Raw genomic sequence first — 18,916 nt, 5'->3', positions numbered from 1 at the left:
AAACGGGATCAAGCGACAGCACTGGCCCCCGCCATCTGCATGGCGAGAGAACGGTTGATGCTTTCGGCCGCGTCGCGGCCCATGGCGACGGCTGAGACCGTCAGGTCCTGGCCACCGGTGGCGCAGTCGCCGCCAGCCCAGATACCGGCAATCGAGGTGCGGCCCTCTGCGTCGATGGCGATCTTGCCGCCGTCGACCCTGAGATCGTCGAGGCCGTAGCCGTCCAGCTTCTGGCCGATCGCGACCAGGATCTGGTCGGACTTGATCTCGGTCTTGTGACCGGTCCCTTTCATGATGCCATCTTCGATATGGGTATATTCGAAAGTGATGGCGGAGACGTGGCCATGGTGATGGGCGACTTCCTTCGGCTGCAGCCAGTGGCGGATATGGACGCCCTTCGAGGCTGCCAGATCCTGCTCGAATGTCGAGGCGTTCATATGCTCCTTGCCGCGGCGATAGCAGATCGTCACGTTTTCAGCGCCAAGCAGCTTGGCCTGGACCGCTGCGTCGATGGCGGTCATGCCGCCGCCGATGACGACAACGTCGCGACCGACCGGGACATCAGCCTTGCTGTCAGCCTGGCGAAGGTGGGAGATGAATTCGACCGCATCCATGACGCCGTTGATCTGCGCGCCGGGGATGTTGAGCATGTTGACATTGCCAAGACCTGCGCCAATGAAAACCGCGTCATGCTTCACTTGGAGTTCGGCCAGGGTGAAGTCGCGGCCGAGCATCTGGCCGTCGAGCACATCGATATTGCCGAGCGAGAGGATGTAGTCGACTTCCCGCTGGGCAAAATCATTCGGCGTCTTATAGGCGGCGATGCCGTATTCGTTAAGGCCGCCGGCCTTTTCGCGCGCTTCGTAGATGGTGACCAGATGGCCGTGCAGGGCGAGGCGGTGGGCGGCGGAGAGACCTGCCGGTCCGGCGCCGACGACAGCAACCGATCTGCCGGTAGATGGGGCAGGCGTGTAGAACTGGCGGCCCTGGTCAATGGCGATATCGGTTGCATAACGCTGCAGGCGGCCGATCTCGACGGGGCGCTCCTCGGCCGTGTTGCGCACGCAGGATTCTTCGCAGAGCTGCTCGGTCGGACAGACGCGGGCGCACATGCCGCCGAGGATGTTCTGATCGAAAATGGTCTTGGCCGAACCAATCGCATTGCCAGTCGATATCTGCCGGATGAACATCGGGATATCGATGGCGGTGGGACAGGCCGTCATGCACGGCGCGTCATGACAGAAGTAGCATCTGTCTGACGCAACCAGGGCTTCATGTTCGCCGAGGCGTGGATGCAGGTCGGTAAAATTTCTCTGATAATCGGCAGCGTCAAGCCGCCCGGCCTTCAGGCCCGGTTCCAGTCTTCGCATCGCAGTTCCCTCATTTTTTGTTCGAAGCGATGCAGGGAAGCGTAACTCAGGATTAAAGTTTTATCAAACGGTAAAAATTTGAAAAATCTGCTAAAATAGCCGGGAAAATATGGGGTATTTGACCATCGTCAAACGGTTCATCTAGCTGACGCGGTTGATGGTTTTGTCGATTTGCCGGAAACTCGACAAACATGAGTAAAACCTTCAACTATATACTTTACTCTTTTTGTCATGTTTTGTATGGCTATGCTCCCGGATGAGGACGGCGTCTTGCCGACTCGGGTCTGAAGAGCGGAGACGCGACGACATGGCGAAAAAGAAGAAGCATGCCGGCAAGAAGTCAGCCACCGAGGTGATCAGCAAACCGAAGGTGCGGGTGCAGCCCGAAGTGAAGAGCTTTCTCTATGTCGGCGGGCGGGATTGCCAGGTCGCGCACCTGCGGCAGATCGCCACAAATTTTGGCGCCGAACTGATCCATCACGATGGCGGATTGCGGGAAGCGGTTTCGCGGATCGATACCGTGCTGCCCTCGGTCGACTGCGTCTTCTGCCCGATCGACTGTATCAGCCATGACGCGTGCCTACGCGTCAAAAGCGGTTGCAAGAAGTTCGGCAAGACCTTCATTCCGCTGCGCAATGGCTCGAAATCAAGTCTTGAGCGGGCACTTCAGACGATGAGTGAAAGGAATGCCGAAGCATGAGCAATGACGGGATCAACGAGGGCAGCATCAACGCCCTTCATCGCATGGCCCAGCAGCGTGGCGATGGCCTGCTGCCGGAGCTCATCGAAGTGCTGAAAAACGCCTCGCAAAAAATTGAAGTGACGAAATGTGAAATCATCACTTTGCCGGGCTTGCATAATCGCAAGACAGCGCCCATCTACGCGAGGTCACCGGGGGCAACCGCCCTTGTTATCGAATTTCCCGCGCCCAAGTGGCAGCGAAACGCCTTACGTCAGGGGATGTAGGCTTTCGTCGATGGTGACGACGCGGGCCTAGAGGGAAAACCCCATATGAGCCGCACAGATCAAGCGATAACCAAAAGCTTTGATGTTGTCCCGATCTTACCTTCCTTGAATTTTTCAGAAACACGCGATTTTTACGTTACCCATCTCGGCTTTGAAGAGGTGGGTGCCGACTGCGAGGATTACCTCGTTATCCGCAAAGGTCCGATGGAGTTGCATTTCTGGCTGAGCGACGATCCGTTCCAGTGCCAGAACAGTTCGGTGTTCTTCCGATCGAACGCCATTTGCGAAATCTACACCGTCTTGCGGGACCGCGGTGTCGAGACAGTTCGTCCGTCCGATCAAATGCATGATGTCAGATTCCATGTCCGCGACCCGCATGGAAATCTGCTGATGTTTGCCGACGCGATGGTGCTGGCCAGTGCCGCCGCCGCCCCGATGGCAGAAGCCTGCCATTGATCCGGGAAACATGCTGATAGAACTTCTCCGCGCTGGCGCCTCAGTCAGCGCGGCGAGGCAGCATCGCTCCGACAGCCAGGAGCAGCCATGCGCTGATCAGCGTCAGCCCGCCAGTGGGCGCTGCCATCGGAAACAGACCTGAGCCTGCAAACTGGCGCGAAACCAGATCTCCGGCAAACAGCAGCGTTCCGACAGTCATCATTGCGCCCGAAAGGCTGCCCAGCCGCACTGACCGGCCGGCGACCGCGAGCGCCAGAAGCGCCGGTGCATGGGCAAGGCATATGGTCGAGGCGGGCCGGAGGAGGGCTTCTCCGCCGGCATGGCTGGCGGCTGCGGCCAGCGCCACGCCGGCTGCGCCGATCAGGCCGGCCGCCACGGGTAGCAATCGGGCCACATTGGAGAGAAATGACATGGCTATTCCTTGTTCTGCATATGATGGGCAAGCCGCACGACCGGCTCCCAGATGATGTCGCGAAGCTTTTCGTTGGCGATCGTCTCGTCCATGGCACGCCGGAAGCAGAGCAGCCATTCATCCCGCTCGACAGGACCGATTTCCGCGACGAAGTGACGGCGGCGCAGCATCGGATGCCCGCGCTTTTCCATGTAGATCGGCGGCCCGCCCAGATAGCCGGTCAGGTAGTCGTAGAACTTCTCCTCGCTGCCCGACAGATCCGGCGGATGCACCGCCCGGCAGCGAGCGGCTTCTGGCAATGTGTCCATCAGTTCGTAGAAGCGCCGGCACAGTGCCTTGACGGTCACATCACCGCCGATCGCCTCATAGAGGGTTATGGTTTCTTCGCTCACGCTCTTGTCCTGTCGTTCATCCCGCATTCCATAGCCGGTTGCCCGACCGGTCGGCAACGCCGAAGCGGTTGGTGCGTCAATATGCAGGCTCCGTTCCAGGCAGCCTGTTTTGGTCTCCGGTGTTCACCATGACGGTGGAAAGCGTCGCGTCTGCCGGGTGTGCACTGCAAAATAACTGCGACAGAGCCGGCTGGCCATGACATAAGGGCGCCGTAACTTTTCGGGCCCCAGATCATGATTCGTATTGAAAACATCAGCAGACAGCTCAGCCACCGGATCCTCTTCATCGAGACATCCGCCGCCTTGAACCGCGGCGAAAAGATCGGTCTCGTCGGGCCGAACGGTGCCGGCAAGACCTCGCTGTTTCGCATGATCACCGGCCAGGAAATGCCCGATGAAGGCCAGGTCGCGGTCGATAAGGGCATCACCATCGGCTATTTCAACCAGGATGTCGGCGAAATGTCGGGCCTGAGTGCTGTTGCCGAGGTCATGAACGGTGCCGGTCCGGTGAGCGAAGTCGCCGCCGAGTTGCGCGAGCTGGAATCTGCCATGGTCGATCCCGACCGCATGGACGAGATGGACCAGATCATCGAGCGCTATGGCGAAGTGCAGGCGCGCTACGAAGAACTGGACGGCTATGCGCTGGAGGGCCGGGCCCGCGAAGTGCTGGCAGGCCTGAGCTTCAGCGAAACGATGATGGACGGCGATGTCGGTGCGCTGTCGGGTGGCTGGAAGATGCGTGTGGCACTCGCCCGCATCCTGCTCATGCGCCCCGACGTGATGCTGCTCGACGAACCGTCGAACCATCTGGATCTCGAAAGCCTGATCTGGCTGGAACAGTTCCTGAAAGGCTATGAAGGCGCTCTGCTGATGACCTCGCATGACCGCGAGTTCATGAACCGCATCGTCACCAAGATCATCGAGATCGATGCCGGCCAGCTCAACAGCTATTCCGGCGACTACGAGTTCTACGAGGGCCAACGCGCCCAGAACGAAAAGCAGCAGCAGGCGCAGTTCGAGCGCCAGCAGGCGATGCTGGCCAAGGAAATCAAGTTCATCGAGCGCTTCAAGGCGCGTGCCAGCCATGCTTCGCAGGTGCAGAGCCGGGTGAAGAAACTGGAGAAGATCGACCGCGTCGAGCCGCCGAAGCGCCGCCAGGTGGTGGCATTCGAATTCCTGCCCGCACCACGCTCCGGCGAGGACGTGATCAACGTCAAGAATGTCTCGAAGAGGTATGGCGACAAGGTCATATATGACAGCTTCGACTTCATGGTCCGGCGCAAGGAACGCTGGTGCATCATGGGCATCAACGGCGCCGGAAAGTCGACGCTCTTGAAGCTGGTGGCGGGTGACAGCACACCGGATACCGGCACGGTATCGATCGGCGCCAGCGTCAAGATGGGCTATTTCGCCCAGCATGCGATGGATATTCTTGATGGCGAAATGACCATTTTCGAGACGCTGGAAAGCACGTTCCCGCGGGCAGGGCAGGCACCGCTGCGTGCGCTGGCCGGCTGTTTCGGCTTTTCCGGCGACGATATCGAAAAACGCTGCCGGGTTCTGTCGGGTGGCGAAAAGGCGCGTCTGGTCATGGCGATCATGCTGTTCGACCCACCGAATTTGCTGGTCCTCGACGAGCCGACCAACCACCTTGATCTCGACACCAAGGAAATGCTGATCAAGGCGCTGTCGCAATACGAGGGCACCATGCTGTTCGTAAGCCACGATCGCCACTTTCTGGCGGAATTGTCGAACCGGGTACTGGAAATTACGCAGGAAGGCATCTTCCAGTATGGCGGCGGCTATACGGAATATGTCGCCCGGACCGGTCATGAAGCGCCCGGGCTGAAAAGCTGACGCGTTACTCGCCGACCGGTGGACCTTCATCCTGTTGCGGCCTGAGATAACGTCTGGCAAAGAGCCAGACGAAGCCGGCCCATGCCGATCCGGCGCACCAGCCGGCCAGGACGTCGGTCGGGTAATGCACGCCGAGATAGACGCGACTCATGCCGATGATCACGATCAGGAAGACGGCGAGGGTTATGAAATAGACGCGGACCTGGCGGCTCTTTTCGACCCGTGTCAGTATCGCCGCCAAGGTGAGATAAGTCGCCGCCGACAGCATTGCGTGTCCGCTGGGAAAGCTGAAATCGTGCACTTCGACCAGATGCGCGACCACATCCGGTCGGGGTCTGGCCACGCCCAGCTTGAGCGCGCTGCTGATCGCCCAGCCACCCAGGACGGATGCGCCCAGAAAAATTGCGCTGGCCCATTCGCGGCGGATGCACAAGAAGACGGCCGTTGCCACAGTCACCAGGGCCAGAACAGTGGTTCCGCCCAGCACAGTGATATCGGAGAAGATCTTGCTCAGCCAGTAGGGGCCAAGCGGCAGGCTGGTATCTGTTGCATCGCGCAATGACAGAAGCACCGCTTCATCGACAAAACGTGTCTCGCCTTCGAGCATTTCGCTCATCAATCTTGAAAAGACGAAGGCGGCGCCTGTCGCAAGGCAGAAGACCAGCAGAACCACCGCTTCGACCCGGGCGATCCGCTCTCGTGCATGCGCGATCACCCTACGCATCGCAGGCTATTCCAACGGCATCCGGCATGACATACATCGGTGAAACGCTCCTCTTCGGCCTTTTACACATTTAGAGGAGCGGCGTGAAAGAACAATAGGTTGGCGGCACCAGCCTATTGTCGCGTGAACGCTCAAGAGGCTCTAGCCATTGAACCGCGAATGCCAATTCCAGGCGGACCGGATGATGTCGTTGATGTCGTGCTTCGGCTTCCAGCCGAGAACATTTTCCGCCTTGCCGTTGCCGGCAACCAGCATTGGCGGATCGCCGGCGCGGCGTTCCGTCTTGACCACAGGCATCGGTCGGCCGGAAACGGATTCGATGGCGCTGATCAGTTCCTTCACCGTGGTGCCTGTTCCTGTGCCGAGGTTGATGTCTACCGTCTCGCCGCCGTTCAGCAGGTATTCGACCGCGCGCACATGGGCGTCGGCCAGATCGTTGACGTGGATATAGTCGCGGATGCAGGTGCCGTCGCGCGTGTCGTAATCCTCGCCGAAGATCGAGAAATGCGGGCGACGGCCAAGCGCCACTTCGATGGCCAGCGGAATCGCATGGGTTTCCGGGGTGTGCCATTCGCCGATGCGGCCTTCGAAATCGGCGCCGGCGGCGTTGAAATAGCGCAGCATGACGGAGCGCATGCGATCACACAGGTCGAAGTCGCGCAGGGCCTGCTCGACGATGTGCTTGGTGCGGCCATACGGGTTGATCGGGTTCTGTGGATGGGTTTCGTCGAGCGGCAGACGCTCCGGCCTGCCATAGGTAGCGCAGGTCGAGGAAAAGACGAATGCGCGGATATCGGCTTCCATCAGCGCCTGCAGCAAAGTCAGCGAGCCGACGACATTGACGTCGTAGAAGGCTTCCGGTTCGACGAAGGACTGGCCGACTTCGATCAGGCCGGCGAAATGCAGGGCTGCTGCGGGCTTGTGTTTGGCAAGAACCTCGTGCAGGCGCGCACGGTCGCGGATGTCGCCCTGTTCGACCGGTCCCCATTTGACAAACTCCTCGTGACCGCCGGAAAAGTTGTCGTAGACCAGTGGCACATAGCCCTTGTTCGCTAGAGCAAGGCATGTGTGGGAGCCGATGTATCCGGCGCCGCCGACCACGAGGATTGTCTTCTCAGTCATGACGAACCTTTGGAACTGGTTTCGCGGAACATATCGCGATGTATTTTTCACTCAACGAGCGCAGCGGTCTTACCCAGTCCACTTGCTCAGACCACTTGCTCAGACCGGCGCATGCAGGAATGCCGGCATGGCGGCATTTTCTGCCGTTTTGGACAGGTAAAGCCTGGCGGTGTCGAGGGCTTCGCGAATAGTCACATCCATGTCGAGATAGCGGTAGGTGCCCAGGCGCCCGACAAAGGTGACCGATGCCTCCTGTTCAGCACGCGCGACATATTCCGCCAGTTGTTCCTTCTCCTTGACGAGCCGGATGGGGTAGTAGGGGATGTCGTCCGGACCGCAGACGCGGGCGAATTCGCGGTAGCAGACCGAACCTGCGTGTTCTTCCCAGGGTGAAAAATGCTTGTGCTCGGTGATCCGGGTATAGGGGACCGAGACGTCGCCGTAGTTCATCACCGCGCAGCCCTGGTAGTCGCCCTGATAGGTGAAACGCTCGAAATCGAGCGTACGATAGCCGAGGCGGCCGTGCTCGAAGTTGAAATAGCCATCGAGCGGGCCGGAGTAGAATACGTGTGCATACCCAGCAGCCTGCGCGCGATCGAACCGCGTCTCGAGCTTCACCGAAATGTTGTCATGATCGAGAATGGCGGCGATCATGTCGGTATAGCCGTTTTCCGGCATGCCCTGGAATTTGTGGAAGAAATAGTTGTCATCGTAGTTGAAGCGAACCGGCAGGCGCTTGAGGATCGAGGCGGGCAGGTCGGTTGGCGAGCAGCCCCACTGCTTTTCCGTGTAGCCCTTGAAGAAGGCCTCATACAGATCCTTGCCGACAAAGCGCATGGCCTGTTCCTCGAAGGTCTGCGGATCCTCGATGGTCTTGTCGGCCTGCTCCTCGATAAAGGCGCGGGCTTCATCCGGCCGGAAGGTCTTGCCGAAGAACTGGTTGATGGTGTGCAGGTTGACGGGGAGGGAGTAGACCCGATCCTGGCTCGTCGTCTTGACCCGGTTCTTGTAGGGCAGGAAGGTCTCGAAGCCGTTTACATAGTCCCAGACTTCGGCGTCATCGGTGTGGAAGATATGCGGGCCGTAGAGGTGGACCATGACGCCGGTATCGGCATCGCGCTCGGTATGGCAGTTTCCGGCGATATGGCTGCGGGCGTCGAAGATCTCGACCTGAAGGCCGGCCAGCGCGAGTTCGCGCCCGATCACGGCTCCCGAAAGACCGGCGCCGACGATTGCAATTTTTCCGTTTGCGGGCATTCCAAACTCGTCCTGTTTCGTCTCTTCGCCCGCGGGTGTGTCCGTGCCGGGCGGGTGGTGGCCAGAAGTGGTGTCGCAAGTCTTGTGACGTTCAGCCGATTCTGTATAGGGCAAAGCCTCCATACTGTGCGGTTGTGGCCGAGGGCAGGGCTGGGCGGAACTCGGTCGACTCGTGTCGACCAAGTTCCACTTCTTGTCCTCAGGCCTTGGCGTCGGGCCACAGGCGAGCATCCGGACGCAGCGGTTCATAGCTGTTCCATTGCACGAGTTTGTCGAGATAGCGCTGCCGGTATGCCTTGTCGTCCTCGAACTCGACGTGTTCGGCGACGATCTCCGCACCAACCTCGTAGTAGACGTCGAGATTGCGCATGTCCGGGGTCGGTGTTTCGCCACGCTCGCATTCACCCTGCATTTGCCAGCAAAGTTCTTCCAGACGCCGAACCATGGCCGGCATGTCGCGCAGGGCGCTGGTTTCTCGCTGGCTCTGCAATGATGCGCGTACTTCTGCAAGGCTTGCAGGATCACGGGCATAGGCGACGGCCTTGGTGACGTAGTCGTCGGGAGTCGAGCAGATCAGTTCCGGAATGCCGGCAGCCGAGACGATGCTGGCGCAGAAGCGCGAGGCAAAGCTCTTGCCGGGCAATGTCAGCACCGGCAGGCCCATGGTAATAGAATCGGACGCCGTCGAATGGGCGCCGTAGGGGAAGGTGTCGAGGAACAGATCGGCCACGCCGATGCGGGCGAGATGCTGGGCGTTGGGTGCCTTCGGCGCAAAGATGATGCGATCGGCCGAGACCCCGCAGGTGGTGGCGGACTGGCGAAGCCGCTGGTTGACGGCGTCGGATCCGGTCAAGAGCCAGAGCACGCTTCCCGGGGTGGCCGCGAGGATCTTCATCCAGCGGGCAAAGCTGCTTGCCGTGATCTTCTGCATGCCGTTGAAGCAGGCAAAGACGAAGGCGTCTTCCGGCAGGCCAGCTTGGGCGCGGGTCGGCTTCTCGGCGATGAGGCGTTTGCGGTCGACCGGCTGATTGCACGGAATGCGCAGGACCTTTTCGGTGTAATAGAGTTCGTTTTCCGGCGGGACGATATAGTCGTCGGCGATCAGATACTGGTGGAAGGGGCTCGCCATCGAACCGGGATAGCCGCAGAAGGCCGCGATGACCGGTGCCGGGCGGTAGGCGAAGATCCTCGTGCGGGCATGCTTGGTGAAGCCGTTGACGTCGAGCAGGATGTCGATCTCGTCGGAAGCGATCAGGCGGGCCGCCTGCGCGTCGTCGATGGTCGAGATATCGCGCCAAGTATCGACGACCTTCTTCATGCGCTCCTGGGTGCCGTCATTGGTGCGTGCCTCGCCGCAATAGTAGGCGAAAATCTCGACGCTGCTCTTGTCGTGCAGTTCGAGAACCTCGCTGAGCGCAAAGCCGACGGCATGATCGCGCAGGTCTGATGAGACATAGCCGATGCGCAGGCGCTGGCCGCTGCCGGTTTTCTGCTTCGGCTGCTTTGGCGTGAAGCCGGTCAGGTCGGGACGGCCGACCAGGGTCTTGAGGTAACGATACGCCTTGGCGAGCTGAAACAGCGGGTCGTCGGCATAGCAGCCCAGCGGCAGGGGCGACATCGCATCCAGCAGCTGCCGCTTCGTCACGTGTTCAGAGGGAACGACGATCGGCCATTTGCACTGGTGCTGGCGCAAGGACAGCCAATGCTGACCGGCCTCCGGCTTGTCGGGCCGCATTTCGATGGCTTGCCACAGGGCGGTTTCAGCCTCCTCCTGCAAGCCGGCACCTTCCATGACGCGGCCGATATGCTGAAGGGTCATCAGCCGATGGCTCATCCGTTCAGGCGTCAGTTCCGCCGTCGCTTCGATAAACGAGCGCCATTGCTGGATCGCCTGGGCGTTCAGGCCGGCGTCTTCATAGGCGCGACCGAGATTGATGTTCGCATGGCCGAAGCGCGGCTCGAGCTTGAGGCAGGCGCTGAGGGCATTGATCGAGCCGGGTATGTCGCCCAGTTGCCTGAGCGTGACGGAGTAGTTGAAATACGCAAGATGAAGAAGGGGATTGCTGTCATTGTAGGCAATCCACGCCTTGTACAGTTCAGCGGTCTGCGCGCTCTGCCCCGCGGCATTCAAATTCTCTGCTAGCTGAAACAGCTCGTTCAGGGGCAGCTTCTGATTACGCGCCCGTTCAACGAAAACAGCGAGTTGCAAATTGCGGTCCGAGGCTAATGCGTTGTCCATGCCATGTATATCCCAAGAACTGAAGGCCTGACGGCTCGAGTTGAAACCACGCGCTGAAGCGTCGGAATGCTTTAGCTGCGCTAGCTTGCTTTGGGCTTGTGGCTTTCGCCTGGCTTTGGTGTTCTTGCTGGTCGATCGCTGTGACGACACTCGTTCAGTAGTGTCTCCACCCGGCGATCCATAAAAATGAGTTGGTGGCGATCGTTCGGCACCTGTTCGCGCAACGATATGTCTATTCAGTCGTCCACGTCAGAAGGAAATGTACGTTTTGCCAGAAATACATAGGTTTTCTGTCGGTTTGTGGGTGAGTGTATTATAAATAAGCGATTAGTCGTTTGTGGCGCCGCAACGTGCATGTTGTATATATTGACCTTATTGATAGCAATTTGTGCGGCTTGACGCATCATGCTTGCTCGCGCCCAGGACCTCGATTGTACTTTTTCTGGATGTACTGTTTGGGGCCTGTTTAGGGTGTGTTTACAGGGGTGTTTCAGGGGCTGGCTCTACAGCGCGTTAACACAAAATTAGAGTCTGACCGGTAGATCTTTGCCAAGAATTTTGTCTAAGAGTGCGACTCACGGGTCCGTTCGAAACAGATTCGAAGGAATAGTCTTACTGCGGCAAGACCAATTGCGCCCGCAGGCGTGGGGAAATCAGAGCGGCTTTACGCTCTGGATGCATGATGCCCTTCCAACGCACTGGCTCCCGAGAGCCATGTCCCACTTCCACATATATCCGTCCGAAAGGATACCGAAGGTCGAGGCCAATCATGGCGTCCACCTTGAGGGCAATCGGTCAACACCACAGGGGCGCGTCCATGACTTCGATCGTTTCTTCACTGACAACCAGCCAGATTAGATCTCTTTCCACCGCGACAATCGCATCGCTGAGCACTGACGATGTGGCTGCACTGTCCACAGCGCAGGTCAAGGCACTTTCCTCCTCCCAGATCCATGCACTTGAAACCGACGACATCGCCGTCTTCAGCACGGCTCAGCTTGGCGCCGTCTCCGCTGCCGCCATGGTCGGCCTGAGCCTGGACCAGATTGCCGTTCTCGAGTCATCTACGATTACCGGCCTTGCAACGACCCAGATCGCAGCACTGAGCACCGCACAGGTTGACGGCCTGACCTCCGACCAGGTTGCTGCCCTCACATCCACGCAGATCGGCGCCTTCGGTTCGGCAGCGATCGCTGTCCTGTCCACAGACGATATCGCGTCGTTCACAACGGCTGAAGTTGCCGCCATCAGCGTCAAGGGCATGGCCGGTCTCTCGACCGACAACGTTGCCATCCTCACCACCGACCAGGTTGCAGCCCTCAAGACAACCCAGATCGCAGCCCTGAAGTCTGCCCAGATCACTGCCCTGACGACCGATCAGGTCGCAACGCTCTCTTCCGGTCAGATCGGTGCGATGAGCACGAGCCAGATCGCTGGCCTTTCCACCACTCAGGTTGCAGCCCTGACCACGGATCAGGTTGCCGCTTTGAGCACGAAGGCCGCAAGCGCGCTGACCTCGGCACAGGTTACGGCTCTGACCACCGACCAGACAAATGCACTGACGTCTGCACAGATCGGCGCGCTCGGCTCGGCTGCTGTCGGCGCTCTTGGCACTGACGACATCGAACTGTTCAGCACGGCTGAAGTGGCTGCCATCAGCGTCAAGGCGCTGTCGGGTCTGTCGACCGAGAATGTTGCGATCCTGTCCACGGATCAGGTCGCAGCCCTGAAGTCCACCCAGGTTGCCGCGCTGAAGTCCACCCAGATCCAGGCACTGTCGACCGACCAGGTCGTGGTCCTGACCTCCGGCCAGATCGCCGCCCTGAGCACCACTCAGGTTGCCGGCCTTTCGACGGATCAGGTCGCAGCCTTCAGCACGGATCAGGTTGTTGCCCTGACGTCGAAGACGGTCGCAGCCCTGACCTCGACGCAGGTTGATGCACTCAGCACCGACCAGGTCGCTGCGCTGACGTCGACCCAGATCGCCGCTTTCGGTTCCGCAGCCATCGGCGCACTGAGCACGGACGACGTCGCTCTGTTCGAAACCAACGAAATCGCTGCGATCAGCGTCAAGGCCCTGGCCGGACTGTCCACGGACGCCGTTGCCATTCTCGAAACCGACCAGGTCGCTGCATTGACGACCACCCAGGTCGCTGCCCTGAAGAGCGCCCAGATCGGTGCCCTGACCACCGACCAGACCGTCGTCCTGACCTCGGCACAGGTCGCGGCCCTGAGCTCCACACAGGTGGCCAGCCTTTCGACCGACAATGTTGCAGTTCTGACTACGGATCAGGTAACGCAGCTGACGTCCAAGGCTGTCGGCGCCCTGACGTCTGCCCAGCTTCAGGCAATGAGCTCCGAACAGGTAGAAGCCCTGTCTTCAGCCCAGATCGCGGCCTTTGGCTCAGAAGACCTCGCGGCCCTGTCGACGGATGACATTGTCACCTTCTCGACCGGCGAAATCGCAGCCATCAGCGTCAAGGCACTGTCCGGTCTCTCGACTGATGCCGTCGCAATCCTCGAAACCGATCAGGTTGCAGCGCTGACCACTGCACAGGTTGCCGGGCTTAAGTCGACCCAGATCCAGGCCCTGACCACCGATCAGGTTGTCGTTTTGACCTCGGGTCAGATCGCTGCCCTTAGCTCGACACAGGTTGCAGGTCTCTCGACCGACCAGGTTGCCGCTCTCTCGACCGACCAGGTTGTCGCCCTGACATCCAAGACCGCTGCGGCTCTGACCTCGGGCCAGGTCGATGCTCTGACGTCCGATCAGATTACCGCCCTGACCTCCACGCAGATCGGTGCCCTTGGCTCGGCAGCAATCGGTGCCCTGAGCTCCGACGACATCGTCCTCTTCGAGGCTGCTGAAGTCGCTGCCATCAGCGTCAAGGCTCTGGCGGGTCTGACCACCGATGCGGTTGCAGTGCTCGAAACCGACCAGGTTGCTGCGCTGACGACGGGCCAGGTTGCTGCACTTAAGTCGACACAGATCGGTGCGCTGACGACCGACCAGGTTGTCGTCCTGACCTCGGGTCAGATCGCGGCCCTGAGCTCGACCCAGGTTGCCGGTCTCACGACCGACAATGTTGCGGTGCTGACGACGGACCAGATCAGCCAACTGACGTCGAAGACGGTTGCTGCCTTGTCCACCGACCAGATCGCAGCCCTCAGCTCCGAACAGGTCGAAGCCCTGTCGTCGGCCCAGATTGCTGCCCTCGGCTCTGAAGATCTTGCAGTCCTGGCGACCGACGAGATTGCCACCTTCACGACCGACGAGATTGCCGCGATCAGCGTCAAGGCCCTTGCAGGTCTCACCACCGACGCCGTTGCCATCCTCGAAACCGATCAGGTTGCAGCCCTGACCACCGCCCAGGTCGCCGTGCTGAAGTCCAGCCAGATTTCGGCCCTGACGACTGACCAGGTTGTCGTCCTGACCTCGGGTCAGATCGCAGCCCTCAGCTCGACCCAGGTGGCGGGTCTCTCGACCGACCAGGTTGCTGCTCTCACCACCGACCAGGTTGTCGCCCTGACCTCCAAGACGGCTGCTGCCCTGACCTCGGACCAGGTCGATGCCCTGTCCTCCGACCAGATCACCGCTCTGACCTCCACACAGATCGGCGCACTCGGTTCGTCTGCCATCTCGGTGCTGAGCTCCGACGACATCGTCCTCTTCGAGGCTGCTGAAGTCGCCGCCATCAGCGTAAAGGCCCTTGCCGGTCTCACCACCGACGCAGTCGCCGTGCTCGAAACCGACCAGGTTGCGGCGCTGACCACAGCCCAGGTCGTTGCCCTGAAGTCGACCCAGATCCAGGCCCTGACCACCGACCAGGTCGTCGTCCTGACCTCGGCCCAGATCGCAGCCCTCAGCTCGACGCAGGTGGCCGGGCTCTCGACCGACCAGGTTGCCGCCTTCACCACCGACCAGGTTGTCGCCCTGACCTCGAAGACGGCTGCGGCCCTGACCTCCTCGCAGGTCGATGCCCTGACCTCCGACCAGATCCAGGCCCTGACCTCGTCGCAGATCGGCGCACTCGGTTCGTCTGCCATCTCGGTGCTGAGCTCCGACGACATCGTCCTCTTCGAGGCTGCTGAAGTCGCCGCCATCAGCGTCAAGGCGCTTGCCGGCCTCTCCACCGACGCAGTCGCTGCGATGGAAACCGACCAGGTTGCAGCCCTGACCACGGCCCAGGTCGTTGCCCTGAGCACCGGCCAGATCGGTGCCCTGACCACCGATCAGGTTGTCGTCCTGACGTCGGCCCAGATCGGTGCCCTCACCTCGACCCAGGCGGCCGGACTGTCGACCGACAATGTCGCGGCTCTGACCACCGACCAGGTGACCCAGCTGACCTCCAAGGCGGTCGGTGCCCTGACCTCTGACCAGCTCGAGGCGATGAGCTCTGAACAGGTCGAAGCCCTGTCGGCGACACAGATCGCAGCCTTCGGCTCGGAAGACTTGGCGGCGCTGTCGACCGACGACATCGTCACCTTCTCGACTGGTGAGATCGCGGCGATCAACGTCAAGGCCCTGTCCGGTCTCTCGACCGATGCGGTGGCGATCCTCGAAACCGATCAGGTCGCGGCCCTGACCACGGCACAGGTAATCGGACTGAGCTCCACTCAGCTCGGCGCCCTGACCACCGACCAGGTCGTCGTCCTGACCTCCGGCCAGATCGCAGCCCTCAGCACCGCCCAGGTTGCCGGTCTGTCGACCGACCAGGTTGCCGCCCTGAGCACAGACCAGGTCGTGTCGCTGACCTCGAAGACCGCCGGCGCCCTGACCTCGACCCAGGTCGATGCACTCAGCACCGACCAGGTTGCGGCACTGACCTCGACCCAGATCGCGGCACTCGGCTCGGTTGCCATCGGCGCGCTCAGCACGGACGACATCGCCCTGTTTGCCACCGACGAGATCGCAGCGATCAACGTCAAGGCTCTGGCAGGCCTGACAACCGACCAGGTTGCCGCCCTCGACACCGACCAGGTCGTCTCCCTGACAACGACCCAGGTCGTTGCCCTGAGCTCCAGCCAGATCAGCGCGCTTTCCACTGATCAGGTTGCAGTACTGACCTCCGGCCAGATCGGCGCCCTGAGCACGACGCAGATCGCTGGCCTGACCACGGATACGGTTGCTGCCCTGACCACGGACCAGATCGGTTCGCTGGGAACCAAGACGGTCGGCGCCCTGTCCTCGGCACAGATCGAAGCGCTCGGTTCGGATCAGGTCTCGGCCTTGACCTCGACCCAGATCGCCGCCCTCGGCTCGGCCGCCATCTCGGCCCTGTCGACCGACGAGATCGCAACGTTTACCACCGACGAGATCGCGGCGATCAACGTCAAGGCACTGCCCGGCCTGTCGACCGACGACATCGACAGCCTGGCAAGCGACCAGCTGCAGGCCTTCACGACCACGCAGATCCAGGCTTTCGACGAGGATCAGATCGCAGCGATCATCTCGGCCTACCAGGATCTCTGATCATAACCGGCGCGGCGAAAGCCGCGCCGAAATACACAGCCGACGCTGACAAGAACAACTCCAAAGCCTACAGGAAATGCCGCCCTTTCAACCGAAAGTGCGGCATTTTCCGTATGTGGCTGAAGGTCGAGCCCGGGGGAGGCAGGGACCGAGGGGGACCGAAGGGGGATCGCGCACTGCGCCGATTGGCAATGCCTGTCGAAACTAGTCCGCCCTGACGATTTTGAGCCGCAGCACAGTTCATCTTGTCTGCCGCTTTCGCTTATAGGTTCAGAAATGTCACCGGGATCAGGATCGATAGGCTATCATTGATCGGTTGGTATCCATCGGCGCAGATCCCGGCCGAACAGCGTCACGGTAAAGTGCCGCTGATCAGCATGTGACGGTCGCTGGTTTGGCGTATCTGCAACGGCAGGCCGACCTGTTGCAATTGTGCGTTCACTTCATCGATCGTGAATGCGGCGCATAGCGAATTGTAAAAATCCTGGCGCAGAATCGTATGCGCGTCGGGCGCCACCTTCGCGACGATATCGTACGCGTCTTGTGGCGTATCGGGTCTGATCAGGTCCATCACATGGACAGCAGCGCCGGTCCGGCCCAATCGCTGTATTTCACTCCACAGCACCATTGGGTCGGGCAAGTGGTGCAGCAGGTCTTTCGAGAGGACCGCATCGAAACCGTGCTCAGGCAGAGCAAGGCCCGGGATGTATCCCTGTATGACCGCTATCCGGGATTCGTGGCCCGAGGCTCGCACGGTCTTCCCGGCCAGATCGATCATCGCAGCCGATCCGTCGATCGCGGTGATGTGGATATCCGGGCAGGCATCTGCCAGCCTCACCATGACATTGCAGGGGCCGCAGCCAATGTCGATCACATGACGCAGGGGACCCGTGTCGTATGTCAGGACATGATCGACAAACGATTGATTGGAAATCGAAAAGTCCGCATTGGCATAGGCGAGCGACTGTTCCGCATCTGCCATGATCTCAGGTTCGAGAATTCTATGCATGAAGACGCTTCCTGAATGAATGACCGCTGGAGCGCAAACGCTGTGGCATCGCAGAGATGCCCGGTCCGGGCGCTGGACGACAGTGGGATCGATCGATGATACCGATTATGGTCCACTGTGCCAATATCTCCGGCGTCAGCCAGAAATGGTACCTATGTCTTCGGAATGGAAATTAGGATTTGTGGCGCACCCGACAGGATTCGAACCTGTGACCTTTGGAATCGGAATCCAACACTCTATCCAGCTGAGCTACGGGTGCCTTCAAGGCGGTCGTTGAGTGACTCGCCTGTTGCTGTGTTGCGGTCATAGCGTAGTCGGTGGCTGGCTTCAATCGCAAAAAGCAAGGCTTGCCGTCTTCGCGGCCGTCGTCGTGCCGGAATGGTCTGGGCGTTTTGTGATCAGTGGTGCTGACCATGTCACAATGCCCGCGGTTTTGCGTGTGGAGATGACCTAAAATAGGTCAAAAGCCGGCAAAAGGGGAACGAGCGGCTTGCCGGAGACTTGTGGCTTAAGCCCAAACCGTTAAGATCGCGCGACTTCTGAAAAAAGGCGCGATCAACGCGCCTATCTGAAGTACAGGGGGAATTGTATACCATGGCGTCAAAATGCCGGAAATGATGACTGATGACATTGTGCCCGATGAGAACGGGCTCGATCTTTCGATGATGGAGGATGCTGTCGGTTACAGCCTGAGGCGGGCTCAGCTTGCGGTGTTCCAGCATTTCAACGAAGCTTTTTCATCCAAGGGCCTGCGACCGACGGATTTTGCCGTCCTGCTGCTTCTGAAGCGCAACCAGGGCTCCAAGCAAAGCGAAGTGGCCGAAGCGCTGGGTATCCAGCGGGCGAATTTTGTCGCCATTGTCGATGGCCTGGAAAACAAGGGCTTCGTCGAGCGCCGGAAGTCGGAAACCGATCGCCGCGTGCAGTCGCTCTATATGACGCCGGCCGGCGAAGCCTATCTGAATGAGCTGATGCCGATCTGGCAGGGTCATGAGGAGTGGGTATTGGCGCAGCTTGGCGGTGCGATACAGCGCGATGCGGTGATCAGCCTGCTGAAGCGCCTCTACGACTGACTGCGGTCTGTGGCTGCGAATCAGACGGCGGCGTCGAGCCGTCGCATGGCTTCGTCGATCAGCAGGTTGGCGATCTTCATCCGTGTATTGGCCGGTTCACGGAAGTCGGGATGCACGGTGTCGGGATGGTTGCTCTTGGCGAAAAGCCGGCGTCTTTCCTGGAGGATGTCGCGGCTGTCATTGTCCTGAAGTTGCAGATCTTCGGCAATCTGTTCCACCGTCAGGCGTTGAAGATGAGGCGGCTTGACGGGCGCTTTGATTGCGGCCGGTTGGTCCTGCGACATGAGGAAAAGGTAGGCGTCCTGGCGCAGGCCGGCGTTGACGGGAGACGCCGCGATCCTTTCCGTGGCAAAACTGGTCGACAGACCGGTCACACGGAAGCTTGGCTCGGGTGCTTCAACCTCGTCCTCCGCTTCATCCGCCAGGCGGTCGACCACCGACTGGAACAGCGATTTACCAAACAGCATGCGTGCAACCTGTTCCTGCGGACGTCCGCATTGCAGCTCCGTGCGGTCCCATACAACCATGGCTGAATGGAGCAGGGCTTACGGTGTCGGCAAACTTCT

15 protein-coding genes and 1 tRNA gene are annotated in these 18,916 nt (G+C 60.1%); 6 read left to right on the top strand and 10 right to left on the bottom strand.

The genetic code is table 11. From position 1 onward, the window contains the following. Positions 1 to 8 precede the first annotated feature (8 nt). A complete protein-coding gene (locus tag GVK95_RS14010; RefSeq protein ID WP_159950627.1) occupies positions 9 to 1,370 on the bottom strand; it encodes an NAD(P)-dependent oxidoreductase in 1,362 nt (453 codons plus the stop codon). Between the two features lie 307 nt (positions 1,371 to 1,677). On the opposite strand from GVK95_RS14010, the gene GVK95_RS14005 reads away from it, so the two are divergent. Genes GVK95_RS14005 through GVK95_RS13995 form a run of 3 tightly spaced genes read left to right on the top strand, consistent with a single transcriptional unit; the run spans position 1,678 to position 2,792 of the window. Then, a complete protein-coding gene (locus GVK95_RS14005; protein WP_159950625.1) occupies positions 1,678 to 2,070 on the top strand; it encodes a DUF2325 domain-containing protein in 393 nt (130 codons plus the stop codon). Then, on the top strand, positions 2,067 to 2,336 hold the full coding sequence (locus GVK95_RS14000; protein WP_159950623.1) for a hypothetical protein: 270 nt from the start codon (positions 2,067 to 2,069) through the stop codon (positions 2,334 to 2,336). The genes GVK95_RS14005 and GVK95_RS14000 overlap by 4 nt, the downstream gene beginning before the upstream one ends. 45 nt (positions 2,337 to 2,381) lie before the next feature. Next, complete coding sequence (locus tag GVK95_RS13995; protein WP_159950621.1) at positions 2,382 to 2,792, top strand: glyoxalase; 411 nt, start codon at positions 2,382 to 2,384, stop codon at positions 2,790 to 2,792. Positions 2,793 to 2,832: 40 nt separating this feature from the next. Here GVK95_RS13995 and GVK95_RS13990 read toward each other — a convergent pair whose 3' ends face one another. Continuing rightward, the gene (locus GVK95_RS13990) at positions 2,833 to 3,204 is read right to left on the bottom strand and encodes a DUF423 domain-containing protein (RefSeq protein WP_159950619.1); all 372 of its coding nucleotides are present in this window, start codon (positions 3,202 to 3,204) and stop codon (positions 2,833 to 2,835) included. Positions 3,205 to 3,206: 2 nt separating this feature from the next. Further along, positions 3,207 to 3,623 (bottom strand): globin, encoded by a 417-nt coding sequence (locus GVK95_RS13985; protein ID WP_200844286.1) that lies wholly within the window; start codon positions 3,621 to 3,623, stop codon positions 3,207 to 3,209. 207 nt (positions 3,624 to 3,830) lie between these two features. Here GVK95_RS13985 and GVK95_RS13980 point away from each other — a divergent pair, with 207 nt between their 5' ends. Next, the gene (locus GVK95_RS13980; RefSeq protein WP_159950617.1) at positions 3,831 to 5,453 is read left to right on the top strand and encodes an ABC-F family ATP-binding cassette domain-containing protein; all 1,623 of its coding nucleotides are present in this window, start codon (positions 3,831 to 3,833) and stop codon (positions 5,451 to 5,453) included. 4 nt (positions 5,454 to 5,457) lie between these two features. Here the strand turns inward: GVK95_RS13980 and GVK95_RS13975 are convergent, their stop codons facing one another. The 4 genes from GVK95_RS13975 to GVK95_RS13960 form a co-directional block, all read right to left on the bottom strand. Further along, positions 5,458 to 6,177: a phosphatase PAP2 family protein gene (locus GVK95_RS13975; RefSeq protein ID WP_159950615.1), complete on the bottom strand. Its 720-nt coding sequence runs from the start codon at positions 6,175 to 6,177 to the stop codon at positions 5,458 to 5,460. Between the two features lie 141 nt (positions 6,178 to 6,318). Continuing rightward, a complete protein-coding gene (galE, locus tag GVK95_RS13970; RefSeq protein WP_159950613.1) occupies positions 6,319 to 7,299 on the bottom strand; it encodes a UDP-glucose 4-epimerase GalE in 981 nt (326 codons plus the stop codon). A gap of 99 nt (positions 7,300 to 7,398) precedes the next feature. Further along, positions 7,399 to 8,556 (bottom strand): UDP-galactopyranose mutase, encoded by a 1,158-nt coding sequence (locus GVK95_RS13965; protein ID WP_159950611.1) that lies wholly within the window; start codon positions 8,554 to 8,556, stop codon positions 7,399 to 7,401. A 199-nt stretch (positions 8,557 to 8,755) separates the two neighbouring features. Beyond that, a complete protein-coding gene (locus GVK95_RS13960) occupies positions 8,756 to 10,795 on the bottom strand; it encodes a glycosyl transferase (RefSeq protein WP_159950609.1) in 2,040 nt (679 codons plus the stop codon). An 817-nt stretch (positions 10,796 to 11,612) separates the two neighbouring features. Here GVK95_RS13960 and GVK95_RS13955 point away from each other — a divergent pair. Further along, entirely contained in the window at positions 11,613 to 16,268 is a 4,656-nt protein-coding gene (locus GVK95_RS13955) for a hypothetical protein (RefSeq protein WP_244618770.1), read from the top strand. A gap of 352 nt (positions 16,269 to 16,620) precedes the next feature. Here the strand turns inward: GVK95_RS13955 and GVK95_RS13950 are convergent, their stop codons facing one another. Then, positions 16,621 to 17,250 (bottom strand): class I SAM-dependent methyltransferase, encoded by a 630-nt coding sequence (locus tag GVK95_RS13950; RefSeq protein ID WP_244618769.1) that lies wholly within the window; start codon positions 17,248 to 17,250, stop codon positions 16,621 to 16,623. Between the two features lie 209 nt (positions 17,251 to 17,459). Further along, a tRNA-Arg gene (locus tag GVK95_RS13945) sits at positions 17,460 to 17,536 on the bottom strand. 358 nt (positions 17,537 to 17,894) lie between these two features. On the opposite strand from GVK95_RS13945, the gene GVK95_RS13940 reads away from it, so the two are divergent. Next, positions 17,895 to 18,350, top strand: coding sequence for a MarR family transcriptional regulator (locus GVK95_RS13940; RefSeq protein ID WP_159950603.1), 456 nt, complete (start codon positions 17,895 to 17,897; stop codon positions 18,348 to 18,350). A gap of 20 nt (positions 18,351 to 18,370) precedes the next feature. Here GVK95_RS13940 and GVK95_RS13935 read toward each other — a convergent pair whose 3' ends face one another. Continuing rightward, positions 18,371 to 18,817 carry a hypothetical protein gene (locus tag GVK95_RS13935; RefSeq protein ID WP_159950601.1) on the bottom strand — a complete coding sequence of 149 codons (447 nt, stop codon included), beginning with the start codon at positions 18,815 to 18,817 and terminating at the stop codon, positions 18,371 to 18,373. Positions 18,818 to 18,916: the final 99 nt, after the last annotated feature.

Origin of the sequence: Rhizobium sp. 18065, assembly GCF_902706095.1 — a bacterium.
GTDB lineage: Bacteria > Pseudomonadota > Alphaproteobacteria > Rhizobiales > Rhizobiaceae > Allorhizobium.
Note: the sequence above shows the minus strand (reverse complement) of the source record. Positions and strands in the feature narration are given on the sequence as shown.

Coding starts and splice junctions, on each gene's coding strand:
- GVK95_RS13940 (WP_159950603.1), top strand. CDS start 17,895: ATGACTGATGACATTGTGCCCGATGAGAACGGGCTCGATCTTTCGATG.
- GVK95_RS13985 (WP_200844286.1), bottom strand. CDS start 3,623: ATGCGGGATGAACGACAGGACAAGAGCGTGAGCGAAGAAACCATAACC.
- GVK95_RS13965 (WP_159950611.1), bottom strand. CDS start 8,556: ATGCCCGCAAACGGAAAAATTGCAATCGTCGGCGCCGGTCTTTCGGGA.
- GVK95_RS13990 (WP_159950619.1), bottom strand. CDS start 3,204: ATGTCATTTCTCTCCAATGTGGCCCGATTGCTACCCGTGGCGGCCGGC.
- GVK95_RS13995 (WP_159950621.1), top strand. CDS start 2,382: ATGAGCCGCACAGATCAAGCGATAACCAAAAGCTTTGATGTTGTCCCG.
- GVK95_RS13955 (WP_244618770.1), top strand. CDS start 11,613: ATGACTTCGATCGTTTCTTCACTGACAACCAGCCAGATTAGATCTCTT.
- GVK95_RS13935 (WP_159950601.1), bottom strand. CDS start 18,817: ATGCTGTTTGGTAAATCGCTGTTCCAGTCGGTGGTCGACCGCCTGGCG.
- GVK95_RS14005 (WP_159950625.1), top strand. CDS start 1,678: ATGGCGAAAAAGAAGAAGCATGCCGGCAAGAAGTCAGCCACCGAGGTG.
- GVK95_RS13975 (WP_159950615.1), bottom strand. CDS start 6,177: ATGCGTAGGGTGATCGCGCATGCACGAGAGCGGATCGCCCGGGTCGAA.
- GVK95_RS13960 (WP_159950609.1), bottom strand. CDS start 10,795: ATGGACAACGCATTAGCCTCGGACCGCAATTTGCAACTCGCTGTTTTC.
- GVK95_RS13980 (WP_159950617.1), top strand. CDS start 3,831: ATGATTCGTATTGAAAACATCAGCAGACAGCTCAGCCACCGGATCCTC.
- GVK95_RS14000 (WP_159950623.1), top strand. CDS start 2,067: ATGAGCAATGACGGGATCAACGAGGGCAGCATCAACGCCCTTCATCGC.
- GVK95_RS13950 (WP_244618769.1), bottom strand. CDS start 17,250: ATGGCAGATGCGGAACAGTCGCTCGCCTATGCCAATGCGGACTTTTCG.
- galE (WP_159950613.1), bottom strand. CDS start 7,299: ATGACTGAGAAGACAATCCTCGTGGTCGGCGGCGCCGGATACATCGGC.
- GVK95_RS14010 (WP_159950627.1), bottom strand. CDS start 1,370: ATGCGAAGACTGGAACCGGGCCTGAAGGCCGGGCGGCTTGACGCTGCC.